Annotated in this window: 26 protein-coding genes; 9 read left to right on the forward strand and 17 right to left on the reverse strand. The window is 63.1% G+C overall.

The window, feature by feature from the left end; translation table 11 throughout:
* Nucleotides 1–19 precede the first annotated feature (19 nt).
* The 7 genes from GR197_RS20880 to GR197_RS20910 are packed head-to-tail and all read left to right on the forward strand — an operon-like array spanning nt 20 to nt 7109.
* Nucleotides 20–1534, forward strand: a complete 1515-nt coding sequence (locus tag GR197_RS20880; RefSeq protein ID WP_164012971.1) for a sugar ABC transporter ATP-binding protein — start codon at nt 20–22, stop codon at nt 1532–1534.
* A complete protein-coding gene (locus tag GR197_RS20885; RefSeq protein ID WP_164012973.1) occupies nt 1531–2493 on the forward strand; it encodes an ABC transporter permease in 963 nt (320 codons plus the stop codon). Before GR197_RS20880 ends, GR197_RS20885 begins: the two co-directional genes overlap by 4 nt.
* The gene (locus tag GR197_RS20890; protein ID WP_164012975.1) at nt 2490–3431 is read left to right on the forward strand and encodes an ABC transporter permease; all 942 of its coding nucleotides are present in this window, start codon (nt 2490–2492) and stop codon (nt 3429–3431) included. The genes GR197_RS20885 and GR197_RS20890 overlap by 4 nt, the downstream gene beginning before the upstream one ends.
* Entirely contained in the window at nt 3428–4384 is a 957-nt protein-coding gene (locus GR197_RS20895) for an amidohydrolase family protein (RefSeq protein ID WP_164012977.1), read from the forward strand. The genes GR197_RS20890 and GR197_RS20895 overlap by 4 nt, the downstream gene beginning before the upstream one ends.
* A complete protein-coding gene (locus GR197_RS20900; protein ID WP_164012979.1) occupies nt 4377–5687 on the forward strand; it encodes an alanine racemase in 1311 nt (436 codons plus the stop codon). Before GR197_RS20895 ends, GR197_RS20900 begins: the two co-directional genes overlap by 8 nt.
* Nucleotides 5688–5719: 32 nt before the next feature.
* Entirely contained in the window at nt 5720–6064 is a 345-nt protein-coding gene (locus GR197_RS20905) for a RidA family protein (protein ID WP_016737016.1), read from the forward strand.
* A 31-nt stretch (nt 6065–6095) separates the two neighbouring features.
* The gene (locus GR197_RS20910) at nt 6096–7109 is read left to right on the forward strand and encodes a succinylglutamate desuccinylase/aspartoacylase family protein (protein WP_164012980.1); all 1014 of its coding nucleotides are present in this window, start codon (nt 6096–6098) and stop codon (nt 7107–7109) included.
* Here the strand turns inward: GR197_RS20910 and GR197_RS20915 are convergent.
* The 9 genes from GR197_RS20915 to GR197_RS20955 form a co-directional block, all read right to left on the reverse strand.
* Nucleotides 7106–8290, reverse strand: a complete 1185-nt coding sequence (locus GR197_RS20915; RefSeq protein WP_164012982.1) for a hypothetical protein — start codon at nt 8288–8290, stop codon at nt 7106–7108. The genes GR197_RS20910 and GR197_RS20915 overlap by 4 nt on opposite strands.
* 108 nt (nt 8291–8398) lie before the next feature.
* The gene (locus GR197_RS20920) at nt 8399–9340 is read right to left on the reverse strand and encodes a sugar phosphate isomerase/epimerase family protein (RefSeq protein WP_164012984.1); all 942 of its coding nucleotides are present in this window, start codon (nt 9338–9340) and stop codon (nt 8399–8401) included.
* Between the two features lie 78 nt (nt 9341–9418).
* A complete protein-coding gene (locus tag GR197_RS20925; RefSeq protein WP_164012986.1) occupies nt 9419–10591 on the reverse strand; it encodes a Gfo/Idh/MocA family protein in 1173 nt (390 codons plus the stop codon).
* A 31-nt stretch (nt 10592–10622) separates the two neighbouring features.
* Nucleotides 10623–11648 carry a Gfo/Idh/MocA family oxidoreductase gene (locus GR197_RS20930; protein ID WP_164012988.1) on the reverse strand — a complete coding sequence of 342 codons (1026 nt, stop codon included), beginning with the start codon at nt 11646–11648 and terminating at the stop codon, nt 10623–10625.
* A complete protein-coding gene (locus tag GR197_RS20935; protein WP_164012990.1) occupies nt 11645–12550 on the reverse strand; it encodes a sugar phosphate isomerase/epimerase family protein in 906 nt (301 codons plus the stop codon). Before GR197_RS20935 ends, GR197_RS20930 begins: the two co-directional genes overlap by 4 nt.
* Before the next feature lie 108 nt (nt 12551–12658).
* Nucleotides 12659–13480 carry an ATP-binding cassette domain-containing protein gene (locus GR197_RS20940; protein WP_164013071.1) on the reverse strand — a complete coding sequence of 274 codons (822 nt, stop codon included), beginning with the start codon at nt 13478–13480 and terminating at the stop codon, nt 12659–12661.
* An 8-nt stretch (nt 13481–13488) separates the two neighbouring features.
* On the reverse strand, nt 13489–14487 hold the full coding sequence (locus GR197_RS20945; protein WP_164012992.1) for an ABC transporter permease: 999 nt from the start codon (nt 14485–14487) through the stop codon (nt 13489–13491).
* A gap of 10 nt (nt 14488–14497) precedes the next feature.
* The gene (locus tag GR197_RS20950) at nt 14498–15544 is read right to left on the reverse strand and encodes an ABC transporter permease (protein WP_164012994.1); all 1047 of its coding nucleotides are present in this window, start codon (nt 15542–15544) and stop codon (nt 14498–14500) included.
* A 107-nt stretch (nt 15545–15651) separates the two neighbouring features.
* Nucleotides 15652–16626, reverse strand: coding sequence for a sugar ABC transporter substrate-binding protein (locus GR197_RS20955; RefSeq protein ID WP_164012995.1), 975 nt, complete (start codon nt 16624–16626; stop codon nt 15652–15654).
* A gap of 159 nt (nt 16627–16785) precedes the next feature.
* Here GR197_RS20955 and GR197_RS20960 point away from each other — a divergent pair, with 159 nt between their 5' ends.
* Nucleotides 16786–17820, forward strand: coding sequence for a LacI family DNA-binding transcriptional regulator (locus GR197_RS20960; RefSeq protein WP_016737005.1), 1035 nt, complete (start codon nt 16786–16788; stop codon nt 17818–17820).
* Nucleotides 17821–17899: 79 nt separating this feature from the next.
* Here the strand turns inward: GR197_RS20960 and GR197_RS20965 are convergent, their stop codons facing one another.
* The 6 genes from GR197_RS20965 to GR197_RS20990 all read right to left on the reverse strand — a co-directional run bounded on the left by GR197_RS20965 (nt 17900) and on the right by GR197_RS20990 (nt 22521).
* Complete coding sequence (locus GR197_RS20965; RefSeq protein ID WP_004670866.1) at nt 17900–18574, reverse strand: 4-carboxy-4-hydroxy-2-oxoadipate aldolase/oxaloacetate decarboxylase; 675 nt, start codon at nt 18572–18574, stop codon at nt 17900–17902.
* Nucleotides 18575–18662: 88 nt separating this feature from the next.
* Nucleotides 18663–19499 carry an ABC transporter substrate-binding protein gene (locus GR197_RS20970; RefSeq protein ID WP_164012998.1) on the reverse strand — a complete coding sequence of 279 codons (837 nt, stop codon included), beginning with the start codon at nt 19497–19499 and terminating at the stop codon, nt 18663–18665.
* Nucleotides 19500–19530: 31 nt separating this feature from the next.
* A complete protein-coding gene (locus GR197_RS20975; protein ID WP_164013000.1) occupies nt 19531–20295 on the reverse strand; it encodes an amino acid ABC transporter ATP-binding protein in 765 nt (254 codons plus the stop codon).
* Nucleotides 20292–21047 (reverse strand): amino acid ABC transporter permease, encoded by a 756-nt coding sequence (locus GR197_RS20980; RefSeq protein WP_164013002.1) that lies wholly within the window; start codon nt 21045–21047, stop codon nt 20292–20294. The genes GR197_RS20975 and GR197_RS20980 overlap by 4 nt, the downstream gene beginning before the upstream one ends.
* Nucleotides 21044–21751, reverse strand: a complete 708-nt coding sequence (locus GR197_RS20985; RefSeq protein WP_164013004.1) for an ABC transporter permease subunit — start codon at nt 21749–21751, stop codon at nt 21044–21046. Before GR197_RS20985 ends, GR197_RS20980 begins: the two co-directional genes overlap by 4 nt.
* Nucleotides 21748–22521 carry an SDR family oxidoreductase gene (locus GR197_RS20990; protein WP_164013006.1) on the reverse strand — a complete coding sequence of 258 codons (774 nt, stop codon included), beginning with the start codon at nt 22519–22521 and terminating at the stop codon, nt 21748–21750. Before GR197_RS20990 ends, GR197_RS20985 begins: the two co-directional genes overlap by 4 nt.
* A gap of 232 nt (nt 22522–22753) precedes the next feature.
* On the opposite strand from GR197_RS20990, the gene nac reads away from it, so the two are divergent.
* Nucleotides 22754–23659: a nitrogen assimilation transcriptional regulator NAC gene (gene nac / locus GR197_RS20995; RefSeq protein ID WP_164013008.1), complete on the forward strand. Its 906-nt coding sequence runs from the start codon at nt 22754–22756 to the stop codon at nt 23657–23659.
* 14 nt (nt 23660–23673) lie between these two features.
* On the opposite strand, the gene GR197_RS21000 is transcribed toward nac, so the two are convergent.
* Nucleotides 23674–24876: a pyridoxal phosphate-dependent aminotransferase gene (locus GR197_RS21000; protein ID WP_164013010.1), complete on the reverse strand. Its 1203-nt coding sequence runs from the start codon at nt 24874–24876 to the stop codon at nt 23674–23676.
* Nucleotides 24877–24937: 61 nt separating this feature from the next.
* Nucleotides 24938–25705 carry a 5-oxoprolinase subunit PxpA gene (locus GR197_RS21005; protein ID WP_164013012.1) on the reverse strand — a complete coding sequence of 256 codons (768 nt, stop codon included), beginning with the start codon at nt 25703–25705 and terminating at the stop codon, nt 24938–24940.
* Between the last annotated feature and the right edge of the window lie 7 nt (nt 25706–25712).

Genomic DNA, 25712 nt, shown 5'->3' on the forward strand with positions numbered 1-25712 from the left:
GCGGTTGGGGGACGTCGTGATGACGGAAGAAACGCCCGTGCTGGAAGCCCGGCAGGTGTTCAAGGGATTTTTCGGCAATCCCGTTTTGAAGGGTGTCGACATCGCCCTTCTGCCGGGCAGGGTTCACGCCCTGCTCGGCGAAAACGGCGCCGGTAAGTCGACGCTGATCAATCTCCTGTCCGGCTCCCTCCAGCCCGACGGCGGGTCCATCCTCGTCGACGGCAAGCCGGTCGGGCGTTTCAGCCCGGCGGCGGCGCGCGCGGCCGGCATCGCTGTCGTGCAACAGGAGCTGAGCCTCACGGCCACTCTCTCGATTGCCGAAAACATCGGGATCGGCGCGTTTCCGCGCCGGTTCGGTCTCATCGACTACGGAGCGCTTCATCGCGGCGTGCAAGAGGTCTGCGATCTGGTCGGGCTGACCGAGCCGCTCGACATGCCGGTCGCCGATCTGGCGCTCGGCCGCCGTCAGATGGTGGAGATCGCCAAGGCGCTGTTCCGCAAACCGCGTGTTCTCATTCTGGATGAACCGACCTCGTCGCTTTCTGCGTACGAAGCCGGCATCCTCGCCCGCCTGATCGGGACGCTCAAAGGCCGCGGCACGGCGCTTCTCTATATTTCCCACCGCCTGAATGAGGTGCAGGCGCTCTGCTCACATGTCACCGTGCTGAAGGACGGCAGCGTCACGGCCGACCAATCGCTGTCCGGCATCGATGGTGAGGGGCTGGTCCGCCTGATGGTAGGCCGCGAGACCGGCGACCTGTTTCCGCCGCGCCCGGCCGCGGTACCCGGCGCGATGCGCATCAGCGTCGAAGGTTTTTCGGCCGGCATCGTGCGTGACATTGGTTTTTCCGCCCGCGCCGGCGAGATCGTCGGCATCGGCGGGCTCGTCGGGCAGGGCCAGGAAGACTTGCTGCTCGGCCTCTATGGCGCGATTCCGGCCTCGGCGGCCAGGGCGGAGGTGGCGGGCAAACCCCGCCTGCCCGCCCATGTCGGCGCAGCGAATGCGGGGGGCATCGTCTACGTCCCGGCGGACCGCAAACACGAGGGACTGGTGCTGCCGCATTCGATCGCCTCCAATCTTATCCTGCCCTCGCTTGGACGGCTTGCGAGCAAGGGACTGCGCGACGCGACGGCGGAAAACGGCCTGGTCGCCGATCTCGCACGTCGCCTGACGATCAAGGGCGATACGGCCCGCCCGGTGCAGGCGCTTTCCGGCGGCAACCAGCAGAAGGTGGCGCTCGCCAAATGGCTGCCGCTCGACCCGTCCGTGCTGTTGCTCAACGATCCGACACGCGGCGTCGACATCGAGACCAAGCGTGAGATCTACCTGATGCTGCGCGCCTTCGCCGCCGAAGGGCGGCTCGTCATTTTGGCCAGTTCCGATACGCCGGAACTCGTGCATCTCTGCGACCGCGTCGTGGTTCTGCGCGAGGGCCGCGTCGCGGCGACGCTATCGAAAGATCGGATCAGCGAAGGCGCGATCGTCGGCGCCGCCATGGGCGTTACGACCACAACGCAGGGAGAGGCGGCATGAGCACTATTTCGTCAACCCGGCTCTACGGCGCGATCCAGCTCCGCCGCAACCGCGGCCTCGCCGGCCTCTATCTGGTCGTGGCTGCCTTTCTCATCCTCTATGCAGTGCTCTTTCCCGGCATCCTTTCCATCGGCGGCTTTTCGAAGTTCACGCAGAACTGGTTTCCACTCGCGCTGGTCACCATGGCGCAGGCGCTACTCATGCTCAACGGCGGCATCACGCTGGCGATCGGCCCGCTGGTCAGTCTCGGCGCGGTTATCGCCGCGACAACGATGGGAGGACCGTTCGGCCTGCCCGGCGGCATTATCGCCGTCGCCGTCGCCGGCCTTTCGATCGGTGCGGTCACCGGCGCCATCGTGACGCATCTGAGATTGCCGGCGATCATCGTCACGCTGGCCGGCTCCTTCATCATCGGCGGCGTCGCGCTCATCCTGTTGCCGCGGCCGGGCGGGTTCATTCCCGATTGGCTGTCGACGGTGCTTGCCGGCCATACGCCTGTCGCCTTCGTGCTGCTCGTCGTGATCCTCATGCTCTGGAAAGCTTTTCTGGCAACGCCGCTCGGCCTCGGCATCTATGCGGCCGGCGACAACCCGGTCGGCGCATTCCGCTCCGGCGTGCCGGTCGAACGGGTGAAGGTCGCAGCCTTCGCGCTCTCTGGGCTTCTGGCCGCTCTCACCGGTCTCTTCGTTGCGGCGCAGACCGGCTCGGGCGATCCTGTCATCGGCACGCCCTTCACGCTCAACTCGATTGCCGCCGCCGTGCTCGGCGGCGTCGGTTTTCTCGGCGGCAAGGGTACGATGCGCGGCGCGATCTGCGGCAGCCTGCTGCTCTCGGTGATGATCAACGTGATGTTCTTCCTAGGCTTTCCGCCCGTCGCGCAATATGTCGCGCAAGGCTTGATCATCGTCGGTGCGGTCGCCGTACCGGAGCTTCTTGGGGTTTGGAGGGCAAGGCGATGAACATCATCCGATCCGCATTCCGCAATCCGCCGCTCCTGACCTTGCTTCTGGTCGCGCTCGTCTGGATCGTTGCTAGCGTCTCGCTCCGTGGTTTCGGCGCCTACGGCCATCTGCGTTATCTACTGGAACTCGCCGCGGTGATCGGCATCGTCGCGGCCGGGCAGACGCTCGTCATCCTGATGGGCGGCATCGATCTTTCCGTCGGTGCTGTCATCACCGTCACGGCAATCCTGCTGCCGCTGATTTCGCCCGCCTGGGATCCGACCGGCCTTGCCGGCATTGCGGCCGCCCTTGCCATCGTCACCGGCATCGGCTTGATGAATGGCGCGGGTGCTGCCTATCTTCGCGTGCCGCCGATCATCATGACGCTTGCCATGGCGACCTTCCTGCAGGGTCTGCTCGTCATCGTCGCCGGCGGCAGCGCCGTCACCGTCAGCAACCCGGCCGTCATCCTGCTCGGGCAGGCGCGGCCGCTCGGTATTCCCTCGGGCATCCTGCTGTGGCTCGCCGTCTCGGTCGTCGTCCTGCTGCTCATCCACCGCATGCCGCTCGGCGCCCGGTTCCTGGCGCTCGGGGCGAACCCGCTCGCCGCCCGGCTTTCCGGCGTCAGCGTCACCCGCAACACACTGATCGTCCATACGCTGTCAGGTTTTTTCGCCGGGCTTGCCGGCATTCTCGTGCTGGGTATGAACCGTCAAGGTTATGTCGGCATCGGCGACCCCTATCTGCTGACCTCGATTGCCGCCGTCGTGCTCGGCGGCACCTCAATCCTCGGCGGCCGCGGCACCTATGCCGGCACCATTCCAGGGGCGATCCTGCTCGTCACCACGACGGCGCTGATCACCGTCGTCAACGCCTCCCCTGGTTGGCGGTCGATCATGTTCGGTACGCTGATCCTCGCCCTCCTGCTCGTGTCCGGCCGCGAGGCGCGCAGATGACGGAGCGCTACGACGGGCCGGTGATCGACCCGCATCACCATCTCTGGGATCTCAGCCTGCAACGCCATCCGTGGCTTCAGAAAGCGCGGGCTTCCGGCGAGGAGATGGTGTTCGGCAGCCTCGCACCGATCCTGCGCGATTACGGCATCGACGATTATCGCTCCGATGCCGCGCGCCAGAACGTCGTTGCGACGGTGCATGTGGAGGCCGGCTGGTCGGTTGCCTACCCGCTGGAAGAGAGCCGCTGGCTTGAGGGTCTCGACCGCAGCTCCGGGGTGGCGCACCGTTATATCGCGCGCGTTCCCCTCGACGGGCCGGATGCCCCGCGGCTGCTGGAGGCGGAAGCTGAGAACCCCAACGTCGTCGGCATCCGCGATATTCTGAGCTGGCATCCCGATGCGGCGAAGCGTTTTGCGCCGCGTCCGGATCGCATGGGCGATCCCGCCTGGCGGGCGGGGCTTGCCCATGCCACGCGGCTCGGGCTGGTCTTCGACCTGATGCTCTATCCCTGGCAGATGGCCGAGGCGCTCGATCTCGTGCAGGCCTTTCCCGAAACGCTTTTCGTGCTCAACCACGGCGGCAGCCCTGCCGATCGGACGGAGGACGGCATGGCGCTCTGGCATCGTGGCCTGCGGGCGCTCGGCGGCGCGCCCAACGTGCGCGTGAAGATCTCCGACCTTGTCGCCTATGACCATGCATGGACGCTCGAAAGCCTGCGGCCGGTGATCGAGCATTGCCTCGATTGTTTCGGGCCTGAACGTGCGATGTTTGCGAGCGACTTCCCGGTCGCCGGCCTGCACGCTTCTTTCGACGAGGTCTATCAGGTTTTCCGTACGGTCGCCGCCGAGCTCTCTCTCGACGAGCAGCGCGCTTTGTTCTTTGCGACTGCCAATGACACCTATCGCCTTGGTTTGGCCGATCCGGCCGAGATCGGGAGAGCCCGCCATGCCTGATCTTCATAGCGCGACGGAAAACGTCCTGATCGACGACCGAGTGCGCGGCTTTCCGCCGGGCCATCCGCCGCTTTCGCCTGCTGCGATCGGATCGCAGGGATGGAAGCCCTATGACGGCAGGATGGCCCTGCCGCTGATCTCGCTCGACCGCCGGGCCTTCGCCGGTAATGTCGAACTGATGATGGCTTATGTGAAAAGCCATGGCGGCGAGATCGCGCCGCATGCCAAGACCCCGATGTCGACAGTGCTGGCAGAGGCGCTTCTTTCGGCAGGCGCCTGGGGCACGACCGTTGCCGACATCCGCCAGGCCGCCGTCCTGCTCAAGGCGGGACAGCGCCGGCTGATCCTCGCCAACGAGATCGGCGGGGCCGCCGCCGCCCGCCGGCTTGCCGCGCTGCTCGGCCATTATCCCGATGCGGAACTCCATGTCTTCGTGGATTCGACGGCGCTCGTCGAGGCGCTTCGCTCCACATGGCAGGGGCGTGCGGATCTGCCGCCTCTCGGGCTGATGATGGAATTCGGTGCCGGCCGCGCCGGTCTCCGCAGCGCCGAAGCCGCGGCGGCAATTCTCGACTCGATCCTGGCCCTGGAGACGCCGGCTTTCCGGCTGACCGGCATCGCCGCCTATGAGGGCGCGGCCGCGACCGCCGATCCGGAAGAGACGATGCTTCGCATCGACGCGCTGATGGCGATGACATCAGATTTCCTGCCGAAAATCCGCGCCCGCATCGGCAGGGAACGGCCGCTCCTTCTGACATCAGGCGGCTCGGTGTTTTTCGATGTCGTGGTGGCGCGGCTTTCAGCCGCCGTCGCCGCCGATCCAGCCTGCCGGCTGGTGCTGCGCAGCGGCGCGATCTTCTTCCACGACCACGGCGTCTACGCGCGTGGTCTCGCCGGCCTCGATGCGCGCGGTGGCTTGCGTATCGGCGGCGAGACGGTTTCGGCAGCGTCCGGCTTCCGTCCGGCGCTGCGCGTCTGGGCCGAGGTCCTGTCGCGGCCGGAGCCGCAGCTTGCGATCTGCGGCATGGGCATGCGCGACGTGGCGATGGACCAGGGCCTGCCGCGGCCGCTGGCGCTCTATCGCAATGGCGCATATCTCGGCAATTTCGAAAGCGCCGAGGTTTTCCGCCTCAACGATCAGCATGCCTTCCTGACTCTTGCCGAGGATAGCGACGTCTCGGTCGGCGACGTCGTCGAGTTCGGCATTTCGCATCCCTGCACCTGCCTTGACCGGCATGCAATCCTCTATGGCCTCGACCCGGATCATTCGGTGACGGCCGCCTATCTCACAAGCTTCGGCTGAATTCTCTCCAAGAGCAAGAAAAGGAAACCTGCATGATCCAGCGTTACCAGAAGGGTTCGCGCATGAGCCAAGCCGTCAGCTATGGCGGTCTCGTCTATATTGCCGGTCAGGTCGCGGAAAATCGCAAGGCAGGCATTGAGGAGCAGACCCGCGACGTGCTCGGCAAGATCGACGCCCTTTTGAAGGAAGCCGGGACCGATCGCTCGCGTCTCCTCGCCGTCAATGTCTTCCTGCCGGCGATTACCGATTTCGAGGCGATGAACGGCGTTTACGACAGCTGGATCGACATCGAAAACCCGCCGGCCCGCGCCTGCACCGAAGCCCGCCTTGCCGACCCGGACCTGCGCGTCGAGATGACCGCGGTCGCGGCGCTGTAACTGCGCGGCAACCGCCCGCACTGGAGAGATCATGCATAGCGGCCTCGTCAATCCGATCGATTTTTCGCGCCAGGGCCGACAGGCCGGCCATCTCGCCATTCCCTATTCGATCGACCGTTCGCCCTATTATCAGATCCGCATTCCGATCCTTCGTCTCAGTAATGGTGAGGGGCCGTCTTTGCTGCTGATGGCCGGCAATCATGGCGACGAATACGAGGGTGAACTGCAGCTCGCCCGGCTGATGCGCCTGCTTGACGTTACTGAGATCCGCGGTGCCGTCACCATCCTGCCGATGGCCAACCTGCCGGCGGTGATGGCGGCCAAGCGCTGCTCGCCCTTCGACGGCGGCAACCTTAACCGGGCTTTTCCCGGCGATCCCATGGGCTCGCCGACGGCGCGTCTGGCGCATTTCCTCGAACACGAGCTATTTCCGCGCCATGACGTCATTCTCGACCTGCATTCGGGCGGCACGTCGATGGCGCATCTGCCCTGCACGCTGATCGAGCGCCAAGCCGATGCCGCCCGCTTCGAGCGATCCGTCTCGCTGATGCGGGCGATAGGCGCATCGCATGCCTTCATCGCCGACAACGGACCGACCGCACCGACATCGATGGGTGCTGCGGCACGGGCAGGAACCATCGGCCTTTCTGGCGAATTCGGCGGCGGCGGAACCGTGACACCTGCGACGATGGCCTTCACCGCGGCGGCGATCGACCGGCTGCTCCTCACGCTCGGTATCGTCGAACAGCCGATTCTGTCGCGAGCGACCCTCGCCGAACCGGGGCCATTGCAGCTGCTCTCGCTCTCCCGCCACAGCCAGGGCATCTATGCCAACCGCCGAGGCTGGTTCGAGCCGGCCGTCACGCTTGGAGCCACCGTTTCTGCCGGCGATCTGGCCGGATGGTATCACAATCTGGAAGGGCTGGAGCAGCCGGAGGAAGAGCTGCGCTTTGCCGAGAGCGGCATCGTCATTTCCCAGCGTCTGCATTGCGACAGCCAGGCTGGCGATTGCCTGATCCAGGTCGGCGAACCCATTGCAGCTTAGGTGATCGCGCGGACCGCCGCCTTGACCCAGTCGAGACGCTTTGCCGGGATGAGGCCGTAATTGTAGAAGTTGACGCCGTCAGCGCCGGCATCGACGGCCGCCTTAGCGCCGGCCGCCAGCACGGCGGCTTCACCGACCTCGGGATAGAAGACGCGCAGGCCGACGCCGAGGAATTTTTCCGATCCGAGTGCTGCCCGGCCGGCGCGGATGACATCGCCGATCGCATCCGGCTCCATGTCGTAGCAGCAGAGGATCGCCCCGTCGCAGAGCCTGCCGACGGCTGCGAGATCGACGCCGCCGAGCCAACCATCCTTCAGGTCGATCAGCACGATGCGTGTCGCCGGATCGGCTGCCGCCTTGATCTCGCCGATCAGGCTGGTCACCGGTTCGCTGCGCCAGGCGAGATAGGGGTGCAAATCCGGATGGTCGCGGAAGGCATCGATACCGGCTGCCGGGAAATCCGGGAACTGCCGCTCCGGCACGGCCCGTTCGCAGAGCTCCGCAATGAAGCGCGCAACCGATCGGCGCGCACCTTCGACCGGCACGCCGGCCTTTGCGGCGCGCGCCGTGCAATGGTCGCAGAAGCAGAGCGACAGCAGAAAATCGTCTTCCGGGTTAAGGCCGACGCCGTCTTTCTCGTGATGATATTCATGCGCGAAGCCCATGAAATTAGGGCTTTCCAACTCCACCATGTCGGGCCGGTAGTTCGTCGTGATGTCGCGGACAAGCGTGACGGCATAGGCGCGCGCCGCCGGGCTGGAGGGACAAAGGTTGTAATAGTTGGGATTGCCGAAGGCGTTGCGCGTCACATGATCGGGATGCAGCATGCCGAGGCGGCTATTGTGGAGGCAGACCGTCCAGCATGAAACCTTGAGACCCGTCGCCTCCCGCCCCCGAACCAGCGCTTCCAGCATGTCGCCGCGCTCGGTGACATTTGCGGCCATCAGCGGCCGGATCAGCTTGTCCTGCCATAGGCTTTCATCCGGCTTGAAGTAGACAGTCCCGTCCTCGGGGAAATAGGCCTTCTGCTGCGGGCTGCGCGGCTGGAAGAAGCGGCCGGCATGATAGGAGGTCGCCATGCTGATCGTGTTGAGGCCGGCCCGGTTGCGAAGCTCGGCAGCAATCGCGTCGAGCCCCTGGTCCTGGATATCCCAGGGGTAAGTCCACATGGAAAGGTGCATGGCGCGCTCCGGTTCAGGCCTGTCCGCTTTATAGAACATGTGTCCATAATAGTGTCCAGGCTGATTTGAAACGCGGAGGGCGGCGCGAAAGCCGCCCGCCCTGCCCTGTCATCGGCTGATCGTCGCCTGCAGCGCGTCGATGGAGGACTGGATCCCGGCGTCCGTGGACATAGTGAAATCCTCCATTTCGAGGCTGACCCAGCCGTTGTAGCCGGCCATGCGGACGACCGAGAAGAACTCCTTCCACCACTGCAGGTCGTGGCCGGCGCCGACGGCGACATAGTTCCAGCTGCGGTTGGCGACGTCGGTGACGTCCTTGAGTTCGAGCAGACCATTGACGTCGGCAAGGCCCCGCTCGATGCGGGTGTCCTTGCCATGGCAATGATGGATGGCGTTGCCCAGCGCCCGGGCCGAAGCAATCGGATCGGCGCCCTTCCAGAACAGATGGCTGGGATCGAGGTTCATACCGACGGACGGGCCGACCTCGTTGCGCAGGCGGAACAGGGTTTCCGGGTTCCAGACCAGCATGGCCGAGAAGTTTTCGAGCGCATATCTCTCGACGCCGACTTCCCGCGCGAGCTTGACCAGATCGTGCCAGAGCGGGAAGGCGCGGTCTTCCCACTGGTAGCGGTCGCGTTCCGGCATCTCGTCGGGCCAGCTCTTGGTATAGACGAGCCAGTTGGGCACGCTGTCGCCGGGGGCGGCTTCCGGCAGGCCGGACATCGTCACGATGGTCTTGACGCCGATCTCGCCGGCAAGACGGATCGTCTGCTCCATCTCCTTGCGGTGACGCTTGCCCATGTCGCCCGGATCGAGCGGGTTTGCCGAGCAATTCAGTGCCGCGATCTCCAAGCCGCGGGCTTCGATTTCCTTGAGCTTGGTTCTCAGTAGTCCCTTGTCTTCCAGCAGCTCGTCGGCTCGGAAATGCGGCGCACGCGACCAGCCGCCGCCGGTCATCTCGATGCCTTCAACGCCGAGTTTGACGCATTTGTCGAGCATGTCGGTGAAAGAAAGGTTGCCCATGACGTCAGTGCAGATCGAAAGTTTCATATCATTGTCTTTCTAAAAGAGGGGTGGGGAACGCGCCCGGGAGGAGGATGGAGGAGATCCGGCGCGCCCCGAGACCGATCACTCGAATGCGACCCAGGCGGCGCCCGCATCAGCCGAGCGGACGCAATTCTCAAGCCAGCGCACGCCTTCGGTGCCGGCCTCGATGCCGGGATAATGATGGGTCTTGAGGAAGGCTTCATCGCCGCGGCGTTTTGCATCGATCGCCTGGGCGATCCAGAGATAGATGTTCGCCCAGCTGTCGCCGAGGCTTTCGGTGTGCAGCGCGCCCATGCGGTCGGCCGCCAGGCTTTCCTGTTCGAGATAGGGCATGCCGTGGTGGAGGGTGCGGTTCGGCTCGCCCTGCACTTCGTAGATCAACTGGTCGGGATGGGAATCAGACCATTCGATCGAGGCCTTGGAGCCGACGAAACGATAGCGCTGCGAACCCATATTCCCGGCATTGACCGAGGACACCCAGAGACGGCCGCGGGCGCCATTGTCGTAATGCATGAGAACGGTCGCATGATCTTCGAGCGGCGCGCGGGTCGGAATGAAGGCCTTGCGGTCGCAGAGCAGCTTTTCGATCTTCAGATGTGGCAGCACCACTTCGGAGAGGTAGTAGAGGTGGGTGCCGATATCGCCGAGAACGAAGGTCGGGCCGGCGGTCTTCGGATTGGTGCGCCATTTCACCGCCTCGCCGGCGCCGACATCGTCGCCCGAATTGAAGCCGTGGCTATATTGCATGTCGACGATGCGGATCTCGCCGAGCATGCCCTTCTTGACCATCGCCGCCATCTGATGAACCAGCGGATGGCCGGTGAAGCCATAGGTGACGCCGACGATCAGGCCTTTTTCTTCGGCGAGCTTGGCAATCTCGTCGCATTCGGCGACGGTGAAGAACAGCGGCTTTTCGCAGATCACGTGCAGCCCGGCCTCCAGGCATGCCTTGGTGATCTCGTAATGGGTGAAGTTCGGCGTGGCGATCGAGACCACCTCGACGCCGTCCTCGCGCCCGGCCTCCCTGGCGATCAGCTCCTTATAGTCGCCATAGCAGCGGTCGGCGGCGACGCCGATCTTATTGCCGAAGTCGCGCCCGCGCTCGGCGTCGAGGTCGAAGGCTCCACAGACGAGCCGGTAGGTGCCGTCCCGCTGGGCGCCGGTTCTGTGCTTGTAGCCCACCTGCCCTGTGCGGCCGCCGCCGACCATGCCCCAGCGCAAGGGGCGTTCGATGGATCTTTCTCCGTTGATCATCTGATCATTGCTCCTGAAATGGCCTGCCGTGTCATTCCGCCGCCATGGCGGCCGGCGGTGCGTAAAGTTTGGGTTTCGGTATCATGTTGACGGGTTCGAGGTCGCCGCTGGAGACGGCTCGCAGAGCGGCATCGGCCACCAGCGTCGCCGCATATCCATCCCAGGTGGAAGGTCCGCCGGCCGTTCCTTGAGAGGCGGCGACGATCCATTCACGGAATTCCTGGTCGTAGGCCTCGATGAAGCGCTCGCGCCAATCCTCGGGGATCGCCTGGCGAATGCCGTTCGAATCCGAGATCACGGTCGCCGGGCGGTTTGGAAGCGCAGCGACACCCGCCTCGCAGCTGATTTCGCCGCGGATGTCATAGCCATAGGCGATGTTTACCGAGATCTCGACGTCAACCAGCGCGCCCGAGGCCATGTGCAGGAGAACGAAAACCGGATCGCGCAACTCGCCGCCGCGTGAGGATCGGCGCGGCACACGCACCTCCACCCCGGTGACTTCGTCGGAAAGGAGCCAGCGGGAGATGTCCGCATCATGCACCAGCGTGTCGTTCAGCGGCATCTCCGAGGTATAGAGCCCCGCAGGAACCGAGGCGTTGCGATGCACGGAATGAAAGAGGAGCGGCGCGCCAAGTTTGCCGCCCTCGATAACGGCCTTCAGGCGGCGATAATCGGCGTCGAAACGGCGCATGAAGCCCACCTGCACGAGCCGCCGTCCGAAGGCGGCTTCTGCCTCCATGACGCGAAGCGCGGCCGCCTCGGAGGTCACCAGCGGCTTTTCGCAGAAGACCGGCTTGCTGGCGGCAATTGCGGCGAGCAGCTGCTCCTCATGGGCCGGCCCCCAGGAGCAGATGATCACAGCCTGCACTTTTTCTGAAGCGATCAGCGCCGAAGGGGTGGCGAAGACCTCCGCCCCCGCGGGGGCAGCAGCGGCGGCGCGAGCCTGGTCGATATCGGTGACACCGACGATTTCGACACCGGAAACGACGTTCGTCAGGCGGCGGATATGATCCTGACCGATCATCCCCGTGCCGATGACACCAACCTGAAGGGTCATTTCGCCCCCCAATACTTATCGATGTAGCGCTGGATTTCGGCACGCATGAAGGTGCCGCTGTGATCCGCCTTGTCCTCCCAGGCGAAGACGCAGGTGGTCATGATACCGTCGAAGCCGATCTCGGCGAGCGTGCCGAAGAAGTCGTCCCACGGAACCTCGCCCTGACCGATATTGAGGTGCTGGTGCACCCGGGCGTTGGTGCCGGGCGGATTGAGGATATAACGAAGGCCCGACGAAGCCTTGTGGTTGAACGTGTCGCCGACATGGACATGCGCCAGCACGTCTTTCGCCTCGCGCAGCATCGCCTTGGTATCGTCGCCGAAATAGAAGGTGTGCGGGGCGCAATAGAGGAACTTGACGCTCTTCGAATTGACGGTGCGGATGATGTCGAGCGCCGGCTGCAGCGTCTCGCACCAGTCTTCCGGATGGGGTTCGACATGGAGCTGAATGCCCTCGCGCTCAAGGATCGGCACCAGTGCCTCCATCGAGCGCCACCAGGCATCTTCGCAGGCCTCGATCATCGAGCCGGTGTGGCAGCAATAGCAGGATCCCCTGTCCGGATGCGGGCCGCGGCCGAACTCGGAATTCATCACGCTGACTTCCAGCTCGACGGCGATCTCGATGGCGCGTTTCCAGTGTTTGACGGCGGCCTGGCGTTCGGTCTCGTCGTTGGAGGCCCACCGGTACATCGGCAGCAGCGAGGCGATGCCGACATCGGCCTCTTTCAGCGCCTTCTTGAGCGTTTTAATGCGCTCCGGAAAGACGCGCGGCGCCTTGAACCATTCGAGGAAATCTCCGCGCGGCGAGAGCTCGATCCAGTCGTAGCCGAGTTCCTTGACCTTCCTGGGCAACGCCTCGAGTGAGAGATGCCGATGCATGAACGGGTCGATTGCGATCTTCATTTTGACCTCCGGATTCCAGACATATTTTTCCTTCCCCGGCGGCGGTCTGTTCTGCCGCTGCCGGACGATGTGTGTTTTGTGCTGTGTCGTTTAGGGTGTCGTCAGCGGTTACTCGGCCGGCGACGAATGGTTCTCATGGCTGGCAATGTAAGTATCGATCTGAGCTTCGAGATCCGCCATGGTTTCCCCGCCGGCCATCAGGTCGGTAATCTCTTCGCGAGTCTTCTCGCCCCGGCGGAAATCGGCGGCGATCGCCCCGCGGATGAGCACGGCGAAGTGGTCACCCACCGCCATCGCATGCATGACCTGGTGGGTGATGAAGATCACCGCCAGACCCCGACGCTTCGCCTCGTTGACGATCCGCAGCACGTGCGCCGCCTGCTTGACGCCGAGAGCGGCCGTCGGTTCGTCAAGGATCAGCACACGCGCGCCGAAATGAACGGCTCGGGCAATGGCAAGCGACTGGCGTTCGCCGCCGGAAAGCCCGCCGACGAGACGGTCGCCATCGTCGATCCGGGTGATACCGAAATCCTGCACGGCCTTGACGGCAATCTCGTTGGCCTTCCTGCGGTCATAGACTTTGAACGGACCCCAGCCCTTGGTCGGCTCGACGCCGACGAAGAAGGAGCGGCCGATCGACATCAGCGGAAAGGTGCCTCCGAATTGATGCACCGCCGAGATGCCCTTTTCCTGCGCATCACGCGGTCCGCTGAATTCGACCGGATTGCCATCCATCAGGATTGCGCCACGCGTCGGTTTGTGGACCCCGGCAAGCGTCTTGATCAGGGTCGATTTGCCGGCGCCGTTGTCGCCGAGCAGGCAGAGCACCTCGCCCGCACGGACCTTGAGCGAGATGTCATGCAGCACGTCGATCGGGCCGAAGCTCTTGTCGACATTTTGAAGTTCAAGGATCGGAATATTGTCGGACATATCGACGCTCACTTCTTTTTCTTCGGCACGAAGCTCAACGCCATCTGCCGGAAGGTGTTGTTCATCAGAACGGCGGCCATCAGCATCACACCGATAATCAGGTTGGACCAGTTGCGGTCGATGTTGGTGAAGTAGATGCCCTGGCTGACGACGGCGAAGGTCAGCGCGCCGAGAAAGATCCCGGCGACCGAACCGAAGCCGCCCGTGAGCAGCACGCCGCCCACCACGATCGAGACGACCGTATTGAAGATGTAGTTCATGCCGCCCGAAACCTGTGCGGAATTGAACAGGATGGCGCCGCACATTCCGACGAAAGAGGCGGCCGTGCTCGACAGAATGAAGAGCACGATCCTCAGGCGATCGGTCGGGATGCCGGCATTGCGGGCGCTGACCTCGTCTCCGCCCATCGCGGCGATCCAGTTGCCATAGCGCGTTGCGTGCAGCACGAAACCAAAGACCACCGTCAGCGCCAGCCACCACAGGATGATCACCTGGAATTTGCCGTGGATGAGGTCGCCGAACACCATCTTGGCCCAGGCCGGGGCGTTGAGCGGAACCGAAGCGGCCCCGGTCAGGATGACGGATCCGGCAAGAACGAGCCCCTGCACCGCAACCAGCGTGCCGAGTGTGATGATCAGCGAGGGCACGCTGGTGCGCACCGCCAGGAGGCCGTTGATCAGCCCGACGAGAACGCCGATGGCGAGCACGCCGAGCATGCCGATGACGATCGGCAACTCGTAATAGCCCGAGAGGATGGCGATCGTCATCGAGCCCGCTGGGATCATCGCGCCGATCGAGATATCGAGCTCGCCTGATATCATCAGCAGGCCGACAGGCAGGGCGACGATGCCGAGATTGGCGGCGAAATTGACCCAGCTTGCGGCGCCGAAGAGCGTACCAAGGCTGACTCCGCCGAAGGCGACATAGAAGGCGATCACCGCGATGAAGCTCAATACGGCACCGAATTCCGGGCGGCGTACAAAGTGTCCAATGGAAAAGCCGTTCATCTTCCCGCCCTCACTTCTTCTTTTTCGCGGCATAGGACATCGCCATCAGCCGGAACTTGTCGTTCATCATCACGGCGAGCAGCAGGAGCGCGCCGATGATGACGCTGCCGAGGTTCGGGTCTATGCCGGTGAAATAGATGCCCTGATTGACGATCGCGAAGGTGAGCGTGCCGAAGACGATGCCCACCACCGATCCGGCGCCGCCGGTCAGAAGCACGCCGCCGATCACCACGCACATGATCGAGTTGAAGATGAAGGATTGCCCACCGAGCACCTGCGCGCTTTGATAGACAAGCACCTGGCTGACGCCGACGAAGGCGGCGGAAAAGCCGGACAGCATGTAGAGGGCGATGGTCAGCTTTTCCGTCGGAATGCCGGCGTTGCGGGCCGAGACCTTGTCGCCGCCGAGAGCGAAGATCCAGTTGCCGACCGGTGAGATGTGCAGCAGGCAGAAGAACGCCGCCGCAAACAGGATCCACCAGAAGATCGTCACCTGGAACATGCCGCCGATAAAATCGCCGAGGATCGCTTTGACGGTTGGGCTTGGCACCAGCGATACGCCGGTGCTGCCGGCGATCAGCACGGTGAAGCCCAGCGTCAGCCCCATGACGCCGAACATCGAGCCGATGGTGACGATCAGGGACGGGACGCGGGTGCGGTTGACGAGGTAACCGTTGAAAAAGCCGACGATGAGCCCGACGCCCAGGCCGGCGGAAATCCCGACGATTTCGGGCAGGCCGTAATGGCCGGATATGATCGCTACCGTCAGGGATGATGCCGGGATCACCGCGCCGATCGAGAGGTCCATCTCGCCTGCGATCATCAGGAGCCCGATCGGCAGTGCGACGATGCCGATCTCGGCCGCGACGTTCAGCCAGCTTGCATAGCCCGCAGCCGACAGGAAGACCTTGCCGCCCAGCAGGGCGAAGAAGACGAACACCGCAATCAAGCCCAGCAACGATCCCGCTTCAGGGCGCCGGGAAAGCTGACCGATGGTCGCTTTGGCATGGCCGCCCGAAGGAAGCGAAGAGGCGAGGACATCGTTTCTCGCGTTCATTTGACACCACCAATAAAGTCGCATGACCGATGACGGCCGGCGCTTTTTGAAAGAATGGAAGCTGCCCGCGTGAGGGGCAGGCAGCTTCACGACGTTCGGCCGATCCCTTAGCGGGCGCCGGCCTTCACGCCAGCCAGGGTGGCGTCGACGTTCGAGGCGTCGATGACGCCGGGACCGGTGAGAATTTCCCGGGTCGGCACGGTGAGGCCGTAATTGACGTTGCCGTTCAGGATGGAGACGGCCAGGTAGCCCTGCAGGTAACCCTGCTGGTCGATCGCGCAAAGCTGGCTGCCGCTCTTGATGTTGTTCAGAACGGTTTCATCCATGTTCATGCCGCAGACCTTGACCTGTCCCTGCTTGCCGGCCTGAGTCACCCCGTTGACCGCCGAATTCGTATCGACGTTGCCGATCGCGAAAACCGCTTTGATCTCCGGATGCTGCAGAAGGTGCGCTTTGAGGGCCTGCGCCACGGCGGTCGCCGAACCGAATGAGGTTGCCGGCAGCGGCAGCGACGAACCGGCGCCGCCACCTTCGGTCACACCATCTGTCATGCCTTTGCAGAACGCTTCGATGTTTGCAGCACCCGGCAGCGTGTTGAGGCAGACAGCATTCTTCAGGTCATGTTTGGCAAAATAAGTGCCCGCTGCCTTGCCGGAGAGATAGTCGTTGGAGCCGACATAGTTCATCGCACCAAGGCGATCGGCAGCTTCGATGCCGCCGGCATTATAGATGACCAGCGGAATTTTCTTGTCGACGACCGCCTTGAAGGCAGGGTCCATGGCCTCCGGCACCCAGTCTGGGCCGACGATTGCATCGGCGCCCTGGTCGATGGCCTGACGGATCAGCTCGGCCGCATCGACGCCAAGATTGTCGTAGTTCTGAGGCCCGAGCCAGACGACCTTGCCGCCCTGGGCTTCTGCGACCTTGCCGGCATCCTCGGCGCCACGCTTGACGATCGACCAGAACGGATCGTCCGGCTTGCCGCCCACAACGAAGATGTTGGCGGCCATAACGGCCGTGGCAGTGCAGGTCACGATGGCGGCAGCCGATACGGTTGCCGCGAGGCGGCGAAATTTAGTCATCTCAATTTCCTCCCTTGGCCCGCCTCCCTGGCCTGACCGTGAAGAGAAACATATCACCGCTTGAAATTCTCGAAATGTGAAATCATAGTAAACATGCATAAAGTATCACGGAGTATCAGTCATAATGATACGAATGCTCTGACGATGGAGGGAATGATCATGCGGCGGCCGACTATCTCCGATCTTGCCAAGGAGGCCGATGTCTCCATTGCGACCGTCAATCGGATTCTGGCCGGCACCGCCTCCGTCAAAGGCACGACCGTGCAGCGCGTCCAGGCCGCCGCGGAGCGGATCGGCTTCTACGGCGCCGGCGCCATCGAGGATCGGCTGCGCAAGTCGGTGCCGAAATACCGGCTTGGCTTTCTGCTGCAGCAATCCAGCCGTGAGCTCTACCAGCTGTTCGGCAAGAAAATCGTCGAGGCATGCCGCGCCAGGCGCGACGAAGTCATCGACCCGGTGGTCGATTTCGTGGATCTCCTGACCCCGGAGAATATAGCCGGCCGGCTCAAGGCGCTCGGTGCAAACTGCGACGCCGTCGCCGTGGTCGCCGCCGATCATCCGGTGATCGCCCAGGCCATCCGTGAGCTGCACGAGAAGGGTAAGCCGGTCATCGCCTATATTACCGACCAATCCGCCCGGGAACGGGCCGCTTATGTCGGAGCCGACAATTGGAAAATGGGACGGACGGCGGCATGGCTGATCTCGAACATGACCCACGGGCCGGGGCGCATTGCCGTCTTCATCGGCAACCATCGTTACCAGTGTCAGGACGTCTCCGATGCAAGCTTCCGCTCCTATGTGCGCGAACATGCGCCGCATCTGACCATCGAGGACAGCCGTCCCACGCACGAAGAGCCGAACGAGGCCTACCGGATGGTCAAGGAACTCCTGGCGACGACGGATGACCTCACCGGCATCCTGATCGTCGGCGGCGGCATTTCGGGGGTATTGCGGGCGCTGAGGGAAGTGCCGCAGGAGCGGCGCCGAAGCATCCGCCTCGTCTGCCGGGATATTGGTCCGGAGACGCGAAAGGGCCTGTCAGAGGGGATGATTACCGCGGCCCTCTGTCATCCGCTGGAACAGACGTCGACGGCTCTGGTCGAGACGATGATCGAGACGATCACGCAGGGCGCTTCGGGTGGTACGATTCAGCGCACCATTACCTTCGAAATCGTGACGCCCGAGAATATCTGAAATGCCGCGGTCGCGGGCGGCAAAGCCCGCGACCGGAAAAAGCGGCGCGGGCTTAGCAAAAGGTCATCCGTGTATCGTCTCAGATGTCGACGACAAGGCCCTTGGCTTTCAGCACCGGCGCCAGATTGCTGACCTCGATAACCGATTTCCCCGCCTTGTAGGCGGCGATATAGCCGGCTTCGGCATCTTCGCGGGCCTGCGAGAGTCTGGCTGCTTCCTGCGCTTCCTGCCTGCGCACGACCACCAGGCCGTCGGCATCGCCGACGATGATGTCGCCTGGATTGATGGTTTCGCCGCCGACGATGATCGGGTCGTTCACCGCCGCAATGGTTTCTTTCACCGTGCCCTTGATGCAGACGCTGAGCGAGAAGACCGGGAAACCGAGTTCCCGCAGCTGCAGCGTGTCGCGCACGCCGGTGTCGGTGACGAGACCGCCGATGCCCTTCGCCAGGCAGGCATTGGCAAGCACATCGCCGAAGGACCCGGCTTCCTCGTATTCGCCCGCCGAGACGACGATGATATCGCCGGGTTTTGCATAGTTGATGGCGAGCTGCAGCATGATGTTGTCGCGCGGCGCGCATTTGACCGTAAAGGCCGGACCGCAGAGTTTCATGCGGTAGTCGACGGGCTTGAGGCGGGAGGAAAGTGCGCCGCGGCGCCCCTGGGCTTCGTGGATGGTCGCGGGCGAAAATTTCGAAACGGCCTCGATGTCGGCTTTGCTGGGCCGTTCAGCGATGTCTTTTATATGAATCATAGGTGCCTCACATCGTTGGTAGACGGCGGGCAAATCCCGCCGTCTTATCTCGGTTGAATGTCTTCGGGAGGTTCCGAGACCGGTCGGTCTACGGGATCGGGTCGAATTTCAGCTGCGCGAGCGGCACGACTTTGTCGGTGCGGGTCATCTTGTACTCGGTGTTCGGGCCGAGCCACTTGTCCCAGATCTTGTTGATTTCACCGGACTCGTCGAGCTTGTGGAGGATTTCGTTGATCTTGGCGGTCAGCGCCGGCTGATCCTTGGCCATGCCGATGCCGATCGGCTGATAGAGCATCGGCTCCTCGATCATCCGCATTTCCTTGCCCTTGCTCTTCGATTCATTGACGAACTTGGTCGTCGTCATGGTGTTGGCCACCATGCCGCGCGCCTTGCCCTGCTGAACGGCGAGATAGGCCGAGGCGGTGTCCTGGAAGGTCAGCGGATCGGATTTGTTGAGCTTGATCGACATCTCAGATGTCGAGCCCTTGGTCGAGGCGAGGCGCTGGCCGGCGTAATCGGCCTTCTGCTTGCCGGCATCGTCGGCCGGCACGATCAGCATTTCCTTGGCGAGATAATAGGGATCGCTGAACTGGATCTGCTCGGCGCGGCTCACCGTATAGGCGAGGTTTGCAACGGTGATGTCGACGCGGCCGAGCTTGACCTCGGGCACACGGGCTTCGACCGAAACCGGCTTGATTTCAGCCTTGACGCCCAATTCCTTGGCGATGGCGCCGCAGAGATCGACGTCGAAACCGGCCATTTCGCGGGTCTTCGGATCCGGCGAAGCAAAGGGGGGAACGTCGGCGAAAGTCGCGCAGCGCAGGGTCTTTGCCGACATGATCGTGTCGAGCTGATCGGCTTTCGCGGGCAAGGCGGCTGCCATGCCGGCGAATGCGACGGTGAGGCTTAGGTATTTCCAGTTCATTGCTGTTCTCCTTTGTTTTTGGTGGTTGGTCTCAATGCCTGAGATCAGCGAGGAAACGCTGAGCCCGGGGATGGGTTGGATTGCTGAAGAAGTCTTCAGGTTTCGCCGTTTCGATGATCTGGCCGGCATCGATGAACCAGATCCGGTCGGCGACGTCGCGCGCGAAACCCATTTCATGGGTGACGCACAGCATGGTCATGCCTTCGGAGGCCAGGCTTTTCATGACAGCGAGCACCTCGCCGACCATCTCGGGATCGAGCGCGCTGGTCGGTTCGTCGAACAGCATCACCGGCGGTTCCATGGCCAGAGCACGGGCGATCGCCACCCGCTGCTGCTGGCCGCCCGACAGCTGGCCGGGGTAGGCGCGGGCCTTGTCGGCGAGACCGACCCGGTCGAGCAGCTTAAGGGCCTTTTCGTGCGCGACATCGGCCGCGACGCCCTTCACCCGGATCGGCGACATCGATACGTTTTCGGCGACCGAGAGATGCGGAAACAGGTTGAAGTTCTGGAATACGAAGCCGATCCGGCTGCGCATCGCGTTGAGTGCCTTTGCCCGCATGGAGGCGTGAATGTTCTGTCCGTCGAGCGTGATCGATCCGCTGTTGATCTCCTCAAGGCGATTGATCGTGCGGATCAGCGTCGATTTTCCCGAACCGGACGGTCCGCAGATGACCACCACTTCGCCGCGCGTGACCTCAGCATCGATGTCCTTCAGGACCGGATAGTCGCCATAGCTCTTGCAGACCTGCGAAAGCCGGATCATCTGCGATTCCTGCGTTGAAACGGACATGGTCATAGCTGCTCCGATACGATTTTCGACGGCGTGACCACGGCGGCGGAGACGTTGAGAAGTCCCGCACGCCGCCGCGTGATGCGCCGCTCGAGGCGATTGGCGAAGTAGGTCAGCGTCCAGCAGATGGCGAAGTAGACGATCGCCAGGATGAGGAAGACCTGGAAAGGTTGCGTCAGCAGCTGATTGTTGACCTGGCTTGCCGCAAAAGTCAGATCCGGCACGTTGATCACATAGCCGAGCGTCGTGTCCTTGATCGTCGAGACGAAGGTCGAGAGGATGCTCGGGATCATGTTGTAGAGCGCCTGCGGCAGGATGATGTAACGCATCGCGCCCAGATAACCGTGGCCCAGCGCTCGCGCCGCATCCATTTGGCCTGGTCCGAGCGCGACGATGCCGGCACGAACGACCTCGCTGAGGAATGCGCTCTGATAGATCACGAGTGTCGTCAGCATGGTGACGAAGCTCGGCACGTCGGCGCCGGTCAGCAGCGGAACCAGGAAATAGCTCCACAGGATGAGCATCAGCAGCGGCACGCCCCTGGTGAAATAAACGAGGGCCGTGACCGGCCAGCGCAGCAGCCGCGACTTGGAAAGCCGCGCTAAGGCGAAGAGGATGCTGGCCGGAAAAGCGAGGGTGATGCTGAGCGCCGAGAGGATCAGCGTATTGGCGAGCCCGCCGAGCGGTCCGTTCGGATATTGGCCGATCAGGAGCAGCAGCCAATAATCTCTGACGATGGCGATCATGTCGTGGATCATGCGCGCGCGCTCCTGGCAGGATCTGCGCGCATCGACAGATAGGCGCCGATGCTCATGATCACGAGCGAGAAGAAGAGGTAGAGAACGGTGCCGATCAGGTAGATCTCGAAGGTCCGGAAGCTGAGGTTCTCGATTTCCTTGACCGCATGCGTCAGTTCCGACGCCCCGATGATGACGGCCAGGCTGCTGTTCTTGAATAGGGAAACGCTGTGATTGATGAGCGGCGGCAGCGCGTTGCGCACGCCTTGCGGCATGATGACGAAACGCATCGCCGAGACATAACCGTGGCCCAGCGCCCGGGCTGCCTCCATTTGGCCGGGACCGACCGAGCGCACGCCCGAACGAAGATCTTCGCTGAAATAGGCCGCCTGGCAGAGCCCGAGCCCGATCACCGCGAAGATGGCCTCGGCATTGTGGACGGAAAGCCATTCTCCCAGCCCGCTCGGCATCAAAGTGAAGATCCCGAAATACCACAGCATCAGCTGAACCAGGGTTGGCACGTTGCGGTGGTAGGATACGTAAGCAGCGACCAACGGATCGCCGATACGAAAGGGTGACAGACGCAAACTGAGCAGCAGAACTGCCAGCGCCATCGCCAGCGACCAGGATCCGGCAAAGATGATGAAGGTCATCTCGATGCCATGCAGCAGCATGGCGGCATATTCGGGATTTCCGAGGATTGCCGAAAGGTCGAAACCGCTCACGGGGTTGGCTCCCCGGATGGATCCGTCTTCGGCTGCGGCCTTGCGGTCTGCAGGCCGCCCATGACCTGCAGCGTTGGCGTGATCTCCATATGTCCGATGTTGACGGCGACCGGGGCCGATATGGCGAAGGCGATCGCGTCGGCGATATCGCCCGCCTGCGGCAGTTCGAAACCATCGATGAACCGTTCCCGGATGCTCGGATCATCGCCGTGGACGTGATTGAAAATATCGGTGGCGACGCGGCCGGGGCAGATTTCCGTGACCCGCACCCGCTTGCCGAAAGCGTCGATGCGCAGCTGGTTGGACAGCATGCTCACCCCTGCCTTGGTGGCGTGATAGGAGGAATTGCCACCGAAGTTATAGGCGCCGGCGATCGACGAGATGTTGATGACGTGGCCGCGGTCCCGCGCCACCATGCCCGGCACGACCAGCCGGCAGATGTGCAATACCGCCCGCAGATTGACGTCGACGATGAGATCGATATCGCCCTCGTCGGCTTCGAGGAATTTCTTCGGCCGGTCGACGCCGGCATTGTTGACGAGGATGTCGAATTCCACCCGACGCGCGAGTTCGGCGATCGCCGGCCGGTCGGTCACATCGATGGCGTGGGCGACGCAGCCAGTGCGTTCTGCCAGCTGCTGCAGCGCGTCGGCGCTGCGGGCAACGGCATGGACTTCGATGTTCTCCCGGCGAAGCCGTTCAACCACGGCTGCGCCGATACCGGAGGATGCGCCGGTCACCAGTGCGGTCTTGTAGTCGGAGAATGGCATTGTCGTTCCCTTGTTGTTGAAAGAGAGAGTAGCGAAGCTTCAACCCCTTGCCTAAGACCGATTATCTTTGGAGCAATAAGCAACGGTTATGGAGCCGGTGCGGTCTGCCGAAGAACAGAAAGCGGCGATGCCGGTATTCTCTCGCTGCCTCGTTTCAGGCCGCGTCGCGTTGCAAAAGCAATGCGCCTCTGCAAACATGCCATCCGCAGATCAGCACGGTACCCCGATCCCCATGGACATCAGACGCCTCAAATCTTTCATCGTGATCGTCGACAGCGGCAGCATCACGCGAGCGGCGGATCTCTTGCATATCGCCCAGCCGGCTCTCAGCCAGCAGCTCGCGGCGCTGGAGGAGCATTTCGGCCACAAGCTGCTGATCCGCAGCCAGCAGGGCGTCAGCATGACCGATGCGGGACACGCCGTATATCGCCATGCGCAGATCATTCTTCGGCAGATGGAGCAGGCGCAGGCCGATGCTTCCGCCGCCGGCAATTCGCTTGCGGGCCGAGTGTCCGTCGGCCTCGTGCCGTTCAGCAGCGCGGCGACGGTCTCCGTCGATCTATTGGCGGAGACCCGGAAACGGCATCCCGGCATTCTGCTGCATCTGACCGAAAGCGTCGGACAGACCTATAGCCAGATGATCATGAACGGCCGGCTGGAGATGGCGCTTCTCCACGGAACCGGACCGATCAAGGGCGTTCGGTTCGAGCCGATCCTCAGCGAAGAGTTTTTCCTGGTCGCCCACCGGGATTTTGCCATCGAAGCCGATGCGAAACCCGTTCCGGTCAACGCTCTCGACGGAATACCGCTGCTGTTGCCGCCAGCCTATAATTTCGTCCGCCGCGCGGTCGACACCGCCTTTACCCGCACGCGCACCAATTTGAAGGTCGTGGCGGAAGTCGAAATCGTCCGTACCCTTGCCCGCGCGGTGGACGGCGGTCTCGGCGCGACGATCATGCCGAAGGCGATTGCCGACCGCATCGTCTCTGAATCGAGCGAGCCGCTGATTTGCCGGCTCGTCTCGCCGCGGATCGAAGAAACCCTGTCGCTTTGCGTTTCCGACCAGAATCCCCTGTCGGAACCGGCCCTTGCCGTCCGCGACATCCTTCTCGAGCTGACGGCGCGGCTGAAAGCCTGAGACGCAATTGCCGCTCAGCGCATATCCTTGCAGAACTCAGCGATGCGCGCGCAGCCTTCGCCCAGTTTTTCCATGCTCGTCGCGTAGGAAATGCGGAAGAAGGGGCTCATTCCGTAAGCCGCACCTTGCACGGTTGCGACATGATGTTCTTCCACCAGCCCCATGACGAAATCGACGTCGCTCTCGATCTTGCGCCCGCCCTTGCTGGTCTTGCCGATCAGCCCTGAAATGTTGGGATAGATGTAGAAGGCGCCTTCGGGCCGATGGCAGCGCAGCCCTTCCACCTCAGACAATCTGGCGAGCACGAAGTCGCGTCTTTCCTTGTAGATCGCCGCACGTTCCTTCAGCAGGTCCTGAGGCCCGTCGAGCGCTGCGGTTGCCGCCGCCTGCGTCAGCGTCGCGATGCCGCCGCCATTCTGGCCGTTGACGTTGCTGATGGCGGAGATCAGATCTTTCGGCCCGGCGCAAAAGCCGAGCCGCCAGCCGGTCATCGCGTAAGCCTTGGAGACGCCGTTCATCGTCAGGACGCGATCGTACAATCTCGGCTCGACCTTCGCGATCGTGCAAAACTGGAAGTCGTCATACACCAGGTGCTCGTAAATATCGTCGGTCATGATCCAGACATCGGGATGGCGCAGCATGACCTCGGCAATGGCAGCCATCTCCACCCGGGTGCAGGCTGCTCCGGTCGGATTATTCGGGAAATTCAGGAAGAGCCATTTGGTGCGTGGCGTGATCGCAGCTTCCAGATCCTCCGGACGCAATTTGAAGCCGGTCTGTTCGTGACAGGGTACGGCGATCGGGACGCCGCCGGCGAATTTGACGATGTCGGCGTAGCTGACCCAGGAGGGCGTGGGGATGACGACCTCGTCACCCGGATTGCAGGTCGCCAGCATGGCATTGAAGATCACCTGCTTGCCGCCGCCGGAGACAACGATCTGGCTGGCATCGTAGTCGAGATTGTTGTCGCGCTTGAACTTCCGGATGATGGCGGCCTTCAGCGCCGGCGTACCGTCCATCGGCGGATATTTGGTATCGCCGGCCAGTGCCGCGGCGTGGGCTGCCTCGATCGCGTGGGCCGGGGTGGGAAAATCCGGCTCGCCGGACGAGAGGCTGACGACCTTGATTCCCTTGGCGGCCAATTCCCGGGCGCGCTGTGTCATGGCGGCGGATGCGGATATGGAGACATTTTTCAGGCGGTCTGCGATGACGGACATCGGCATGGGTCCTTCGATGAGGGATTGAAGTGGTCGATCGCCGAAGGCAATCGGAATTGCGTCAGTCGGCGAGTTCGGCGGCAGGTGCGAGCGTCGCGCCCGCGGCTTCGATTTCGCTTCGCACGATGCCGGCCAGCTCAAGGGCGCCCGGCGTGTCGCTGTGGACGAGAATGGAGCGCGCCGGCATGGCGATTACCGCCCCATCGATCGTCTCGACGTTTTGGTCGAGGAGGAATTTTCGCACACGGGCGCGTACCGAGGCTTCATCCTTGATGACGGCGCCCGGCAGCCCGCGCGCGACAAGCCTGCCGCCGGCGTCATAGGCCCGGTCCGCAAGGAAAAGCGCCAGTGTCTTCAGGCGCGCGCGCTTGGCCGCCTGCTCGATCTCGCTGCCTGATGTGACGAAGACGACGAGATTGGCGTCGACGGTGGCGATCGCATCCATCATCAGGTCGGCCAGCAGAGGATCGCGGTTGACCATATTGCCCATGGCCGCATGGAAGCTGATATGGGAGACGGTGACGCGCTCGGCTCTGGCGATCGCCATCAGCGCGCCGAGCTGGTAGAGCATCTGCTGGCGAAGCTCGTCTGCCTGAAAGGGTATTTCGCGCCGGCCGAAGCCCAGCCGGTCTGGCAGGCCCGGATGGGCGCCGATGCCGACGCCGTTCAGTTTCGCCAGCCGCACCATGCGCCCCATCGTCTCCGGGTCGCCGCCGTGGAAACCGCAGGCGATATTGGCCGACGAGACGATTTTCATCATCGCTTCGTCGTCGCACAGCCGGTAGGGACCAAATCCTTCGCCCATGTCGGAATTCAGATCGATCTTCATCAGTTCC

It is taken from the genome of Rhizobium phaseoli, assembly GCF_010668805.1.
Classification (GTDB): domain Bacteria; phylum Pseudomonadota; class Alphaproteobacteria; order Rhizobiales; family Rhizobiaceae; genus Rhizobium; species Rhizobium phaseoli_A.

Coding starts and splice junctions, on each gene's coding strand:
- GR197_RS20880 (WP_164012971.1), top strand. CDS start 20: ATGACGGAAGAAACGCCCGTGCTGGAAGCCCGGCAGGTGTTCAAGGGA.
- GR197_RS20885 (WP_164012973.1), top strand. CDS start 1,531: ATGAGCACTATTTCGTCAACCCGGCTCTACGGCGCGATCCAGCTCCGC.
- GR197_RS20890 (WP_164012975.1), top strand. CDS start 2,490: ATGAACATCATCCGATCCGCATTCCGCAATCCGCCGCTCCTGACCTTG.
- GR197_RS20895 (WP_164012977.1), top strand. CDS start 3,428: ATGACGGAGCGCTACGACGGGCCGGTGATCGACCCGCATCACCATCTC.
- GR197_RS20900 (WP_164012979.1), top strand. CDS start 4,377: ATGCCTGATCTTCATAGCGCGACGGAAAACGTCCTGATCGACGACCGA.
- GR197_RS20905 (WP_016737016.1), top strand. CDS start 5,720: ATGATCCAGCGTTACCAGAAGGGTTCGCGCATGAGCCAAGCCGTCAGC.
- GR197_RS20910 (WP_164012980.1), top strand. CDS start 6,096: ATGCATAGCGGCCTCGTCAATCCGATCGATTTTTCGCGCCAGGGCCGA.
- GR197_RS20915 (WP_164012982.1), bottom strand. CDS start 8,290: ATGCACCTTTCCATGTGGACTTACCCCTGGGATATCCAGGACCAGGGG.
- GR197_RS20920 (WP_164012984.1), bottom strand. CDS start 9,340: ATGAAACTTTCGATCTGCACTGACGTCATGGGCAACCTTTCTTTCACC.
- GR197_RS20925 (WP_164012986.1), bottom strand. CDS start 10,591: ATGATCAACGGAGAAAGATCCATCGAACGCCCCTTGCGCTGGGGCATG.
- GR197_RS20930 (WP_164012988.1), bottom strand. CDS start 11,648: ATGACCCTTCAGGTTGGTGTCATCGGCACGGGGATGATCGGTCAGGAT.
- GR197_RS20935 (WP_164012990.1), bottom strand. CDS start 12,550: ATGAAGATCGCAATCGACCCGTTCATGCATCGGCATCTCTCACTCGAG.
- GR197_RS20940 (WP_164013071.1), bottom strand. CDS start 13,480: ATGTCCGACAATATTCCGATCCTTGAACTTCAAAATGTCGACAAGAGC.
- GR197_RS20945 (WP_164012992.1), bottom strand. CDS start 14,487: ATGAACGGCTTTTCCATTGGACACTTTGTACGCCGCCCGGAATTCGGT.
- GR197_RS20950 (WP_164012994.1), bottom strand. CDS start 15,544: ATGAACGCGAGAAACGATGTCCTCGCCTCTTCGCTTCCTTCGGGCGGC.
- GR197_RS20955 (WP_164012995.1), bottom strand. CDS start 16,626: ATGACTAAATTTCGCCGCCTCGCGGCAACCGTATCGGCTGCCGCCATC.
- GR197_RS20960 (WP_016737005.1), top strand. CDS start 16,786: ATGCGGCGGCCGACTATCTCCGATCTTGCCAAGGAGGCCGATGTCTCC.
- GR197_RS20965 (WP_004670866.1), bottom strand. CDS start 18,574: ATGATTCATATAAAAGACATCGCTGAACGGCCCAGCAAAGCCGACATC.
- GR197_RS20970 (WP_164012998.1), bottom strand. CDS start 19,499: ATGAACTGGAAATACCTAAGCCTCACCGTCGCATTCGCCGGCATGGCA.
- GR197_RS20975 (WP_164013000.1), bottom strand. CDS start 20,295: ATGACCATGTCCGTTTCAACGCAGGAATCGCAGATGATCCGGCTTTCG.
- GR197_RS20980 (WP_164013002.1), bottom strand. CDS start 21,047: ATGATCCACGACATGATCGCCATCGTCAGAGATTATTGGCTGCTGCTC.
- GR197_RS20990 (WP_164013006.1), bottom strand. CDS start 22,521: ATGCCATTCTCCGACTACAAGACCGCACTGGTGACCGGCGCATCCTCC.
- nac (WP_164013008.1), top strand. CDS start 22,754: ATGGACATCAGACGCCTCAAATCTTTCATCGTGATCGTCGACAGCGGC.
- GR197_RS21000 (WP_164013010.1), bottom strand. CDS start 24,876: ATGTCCGTCATCGCAGACCGCCTGAAAAATGTCTCCATATCCGCATCC.
- GR197_RS21005 (WP_164013012.1), bottom strand. CDS start 25,705: ATGAAGATCGATCTGAATTCCGACATGGGCGAAGGATTTGGTCCCTAC.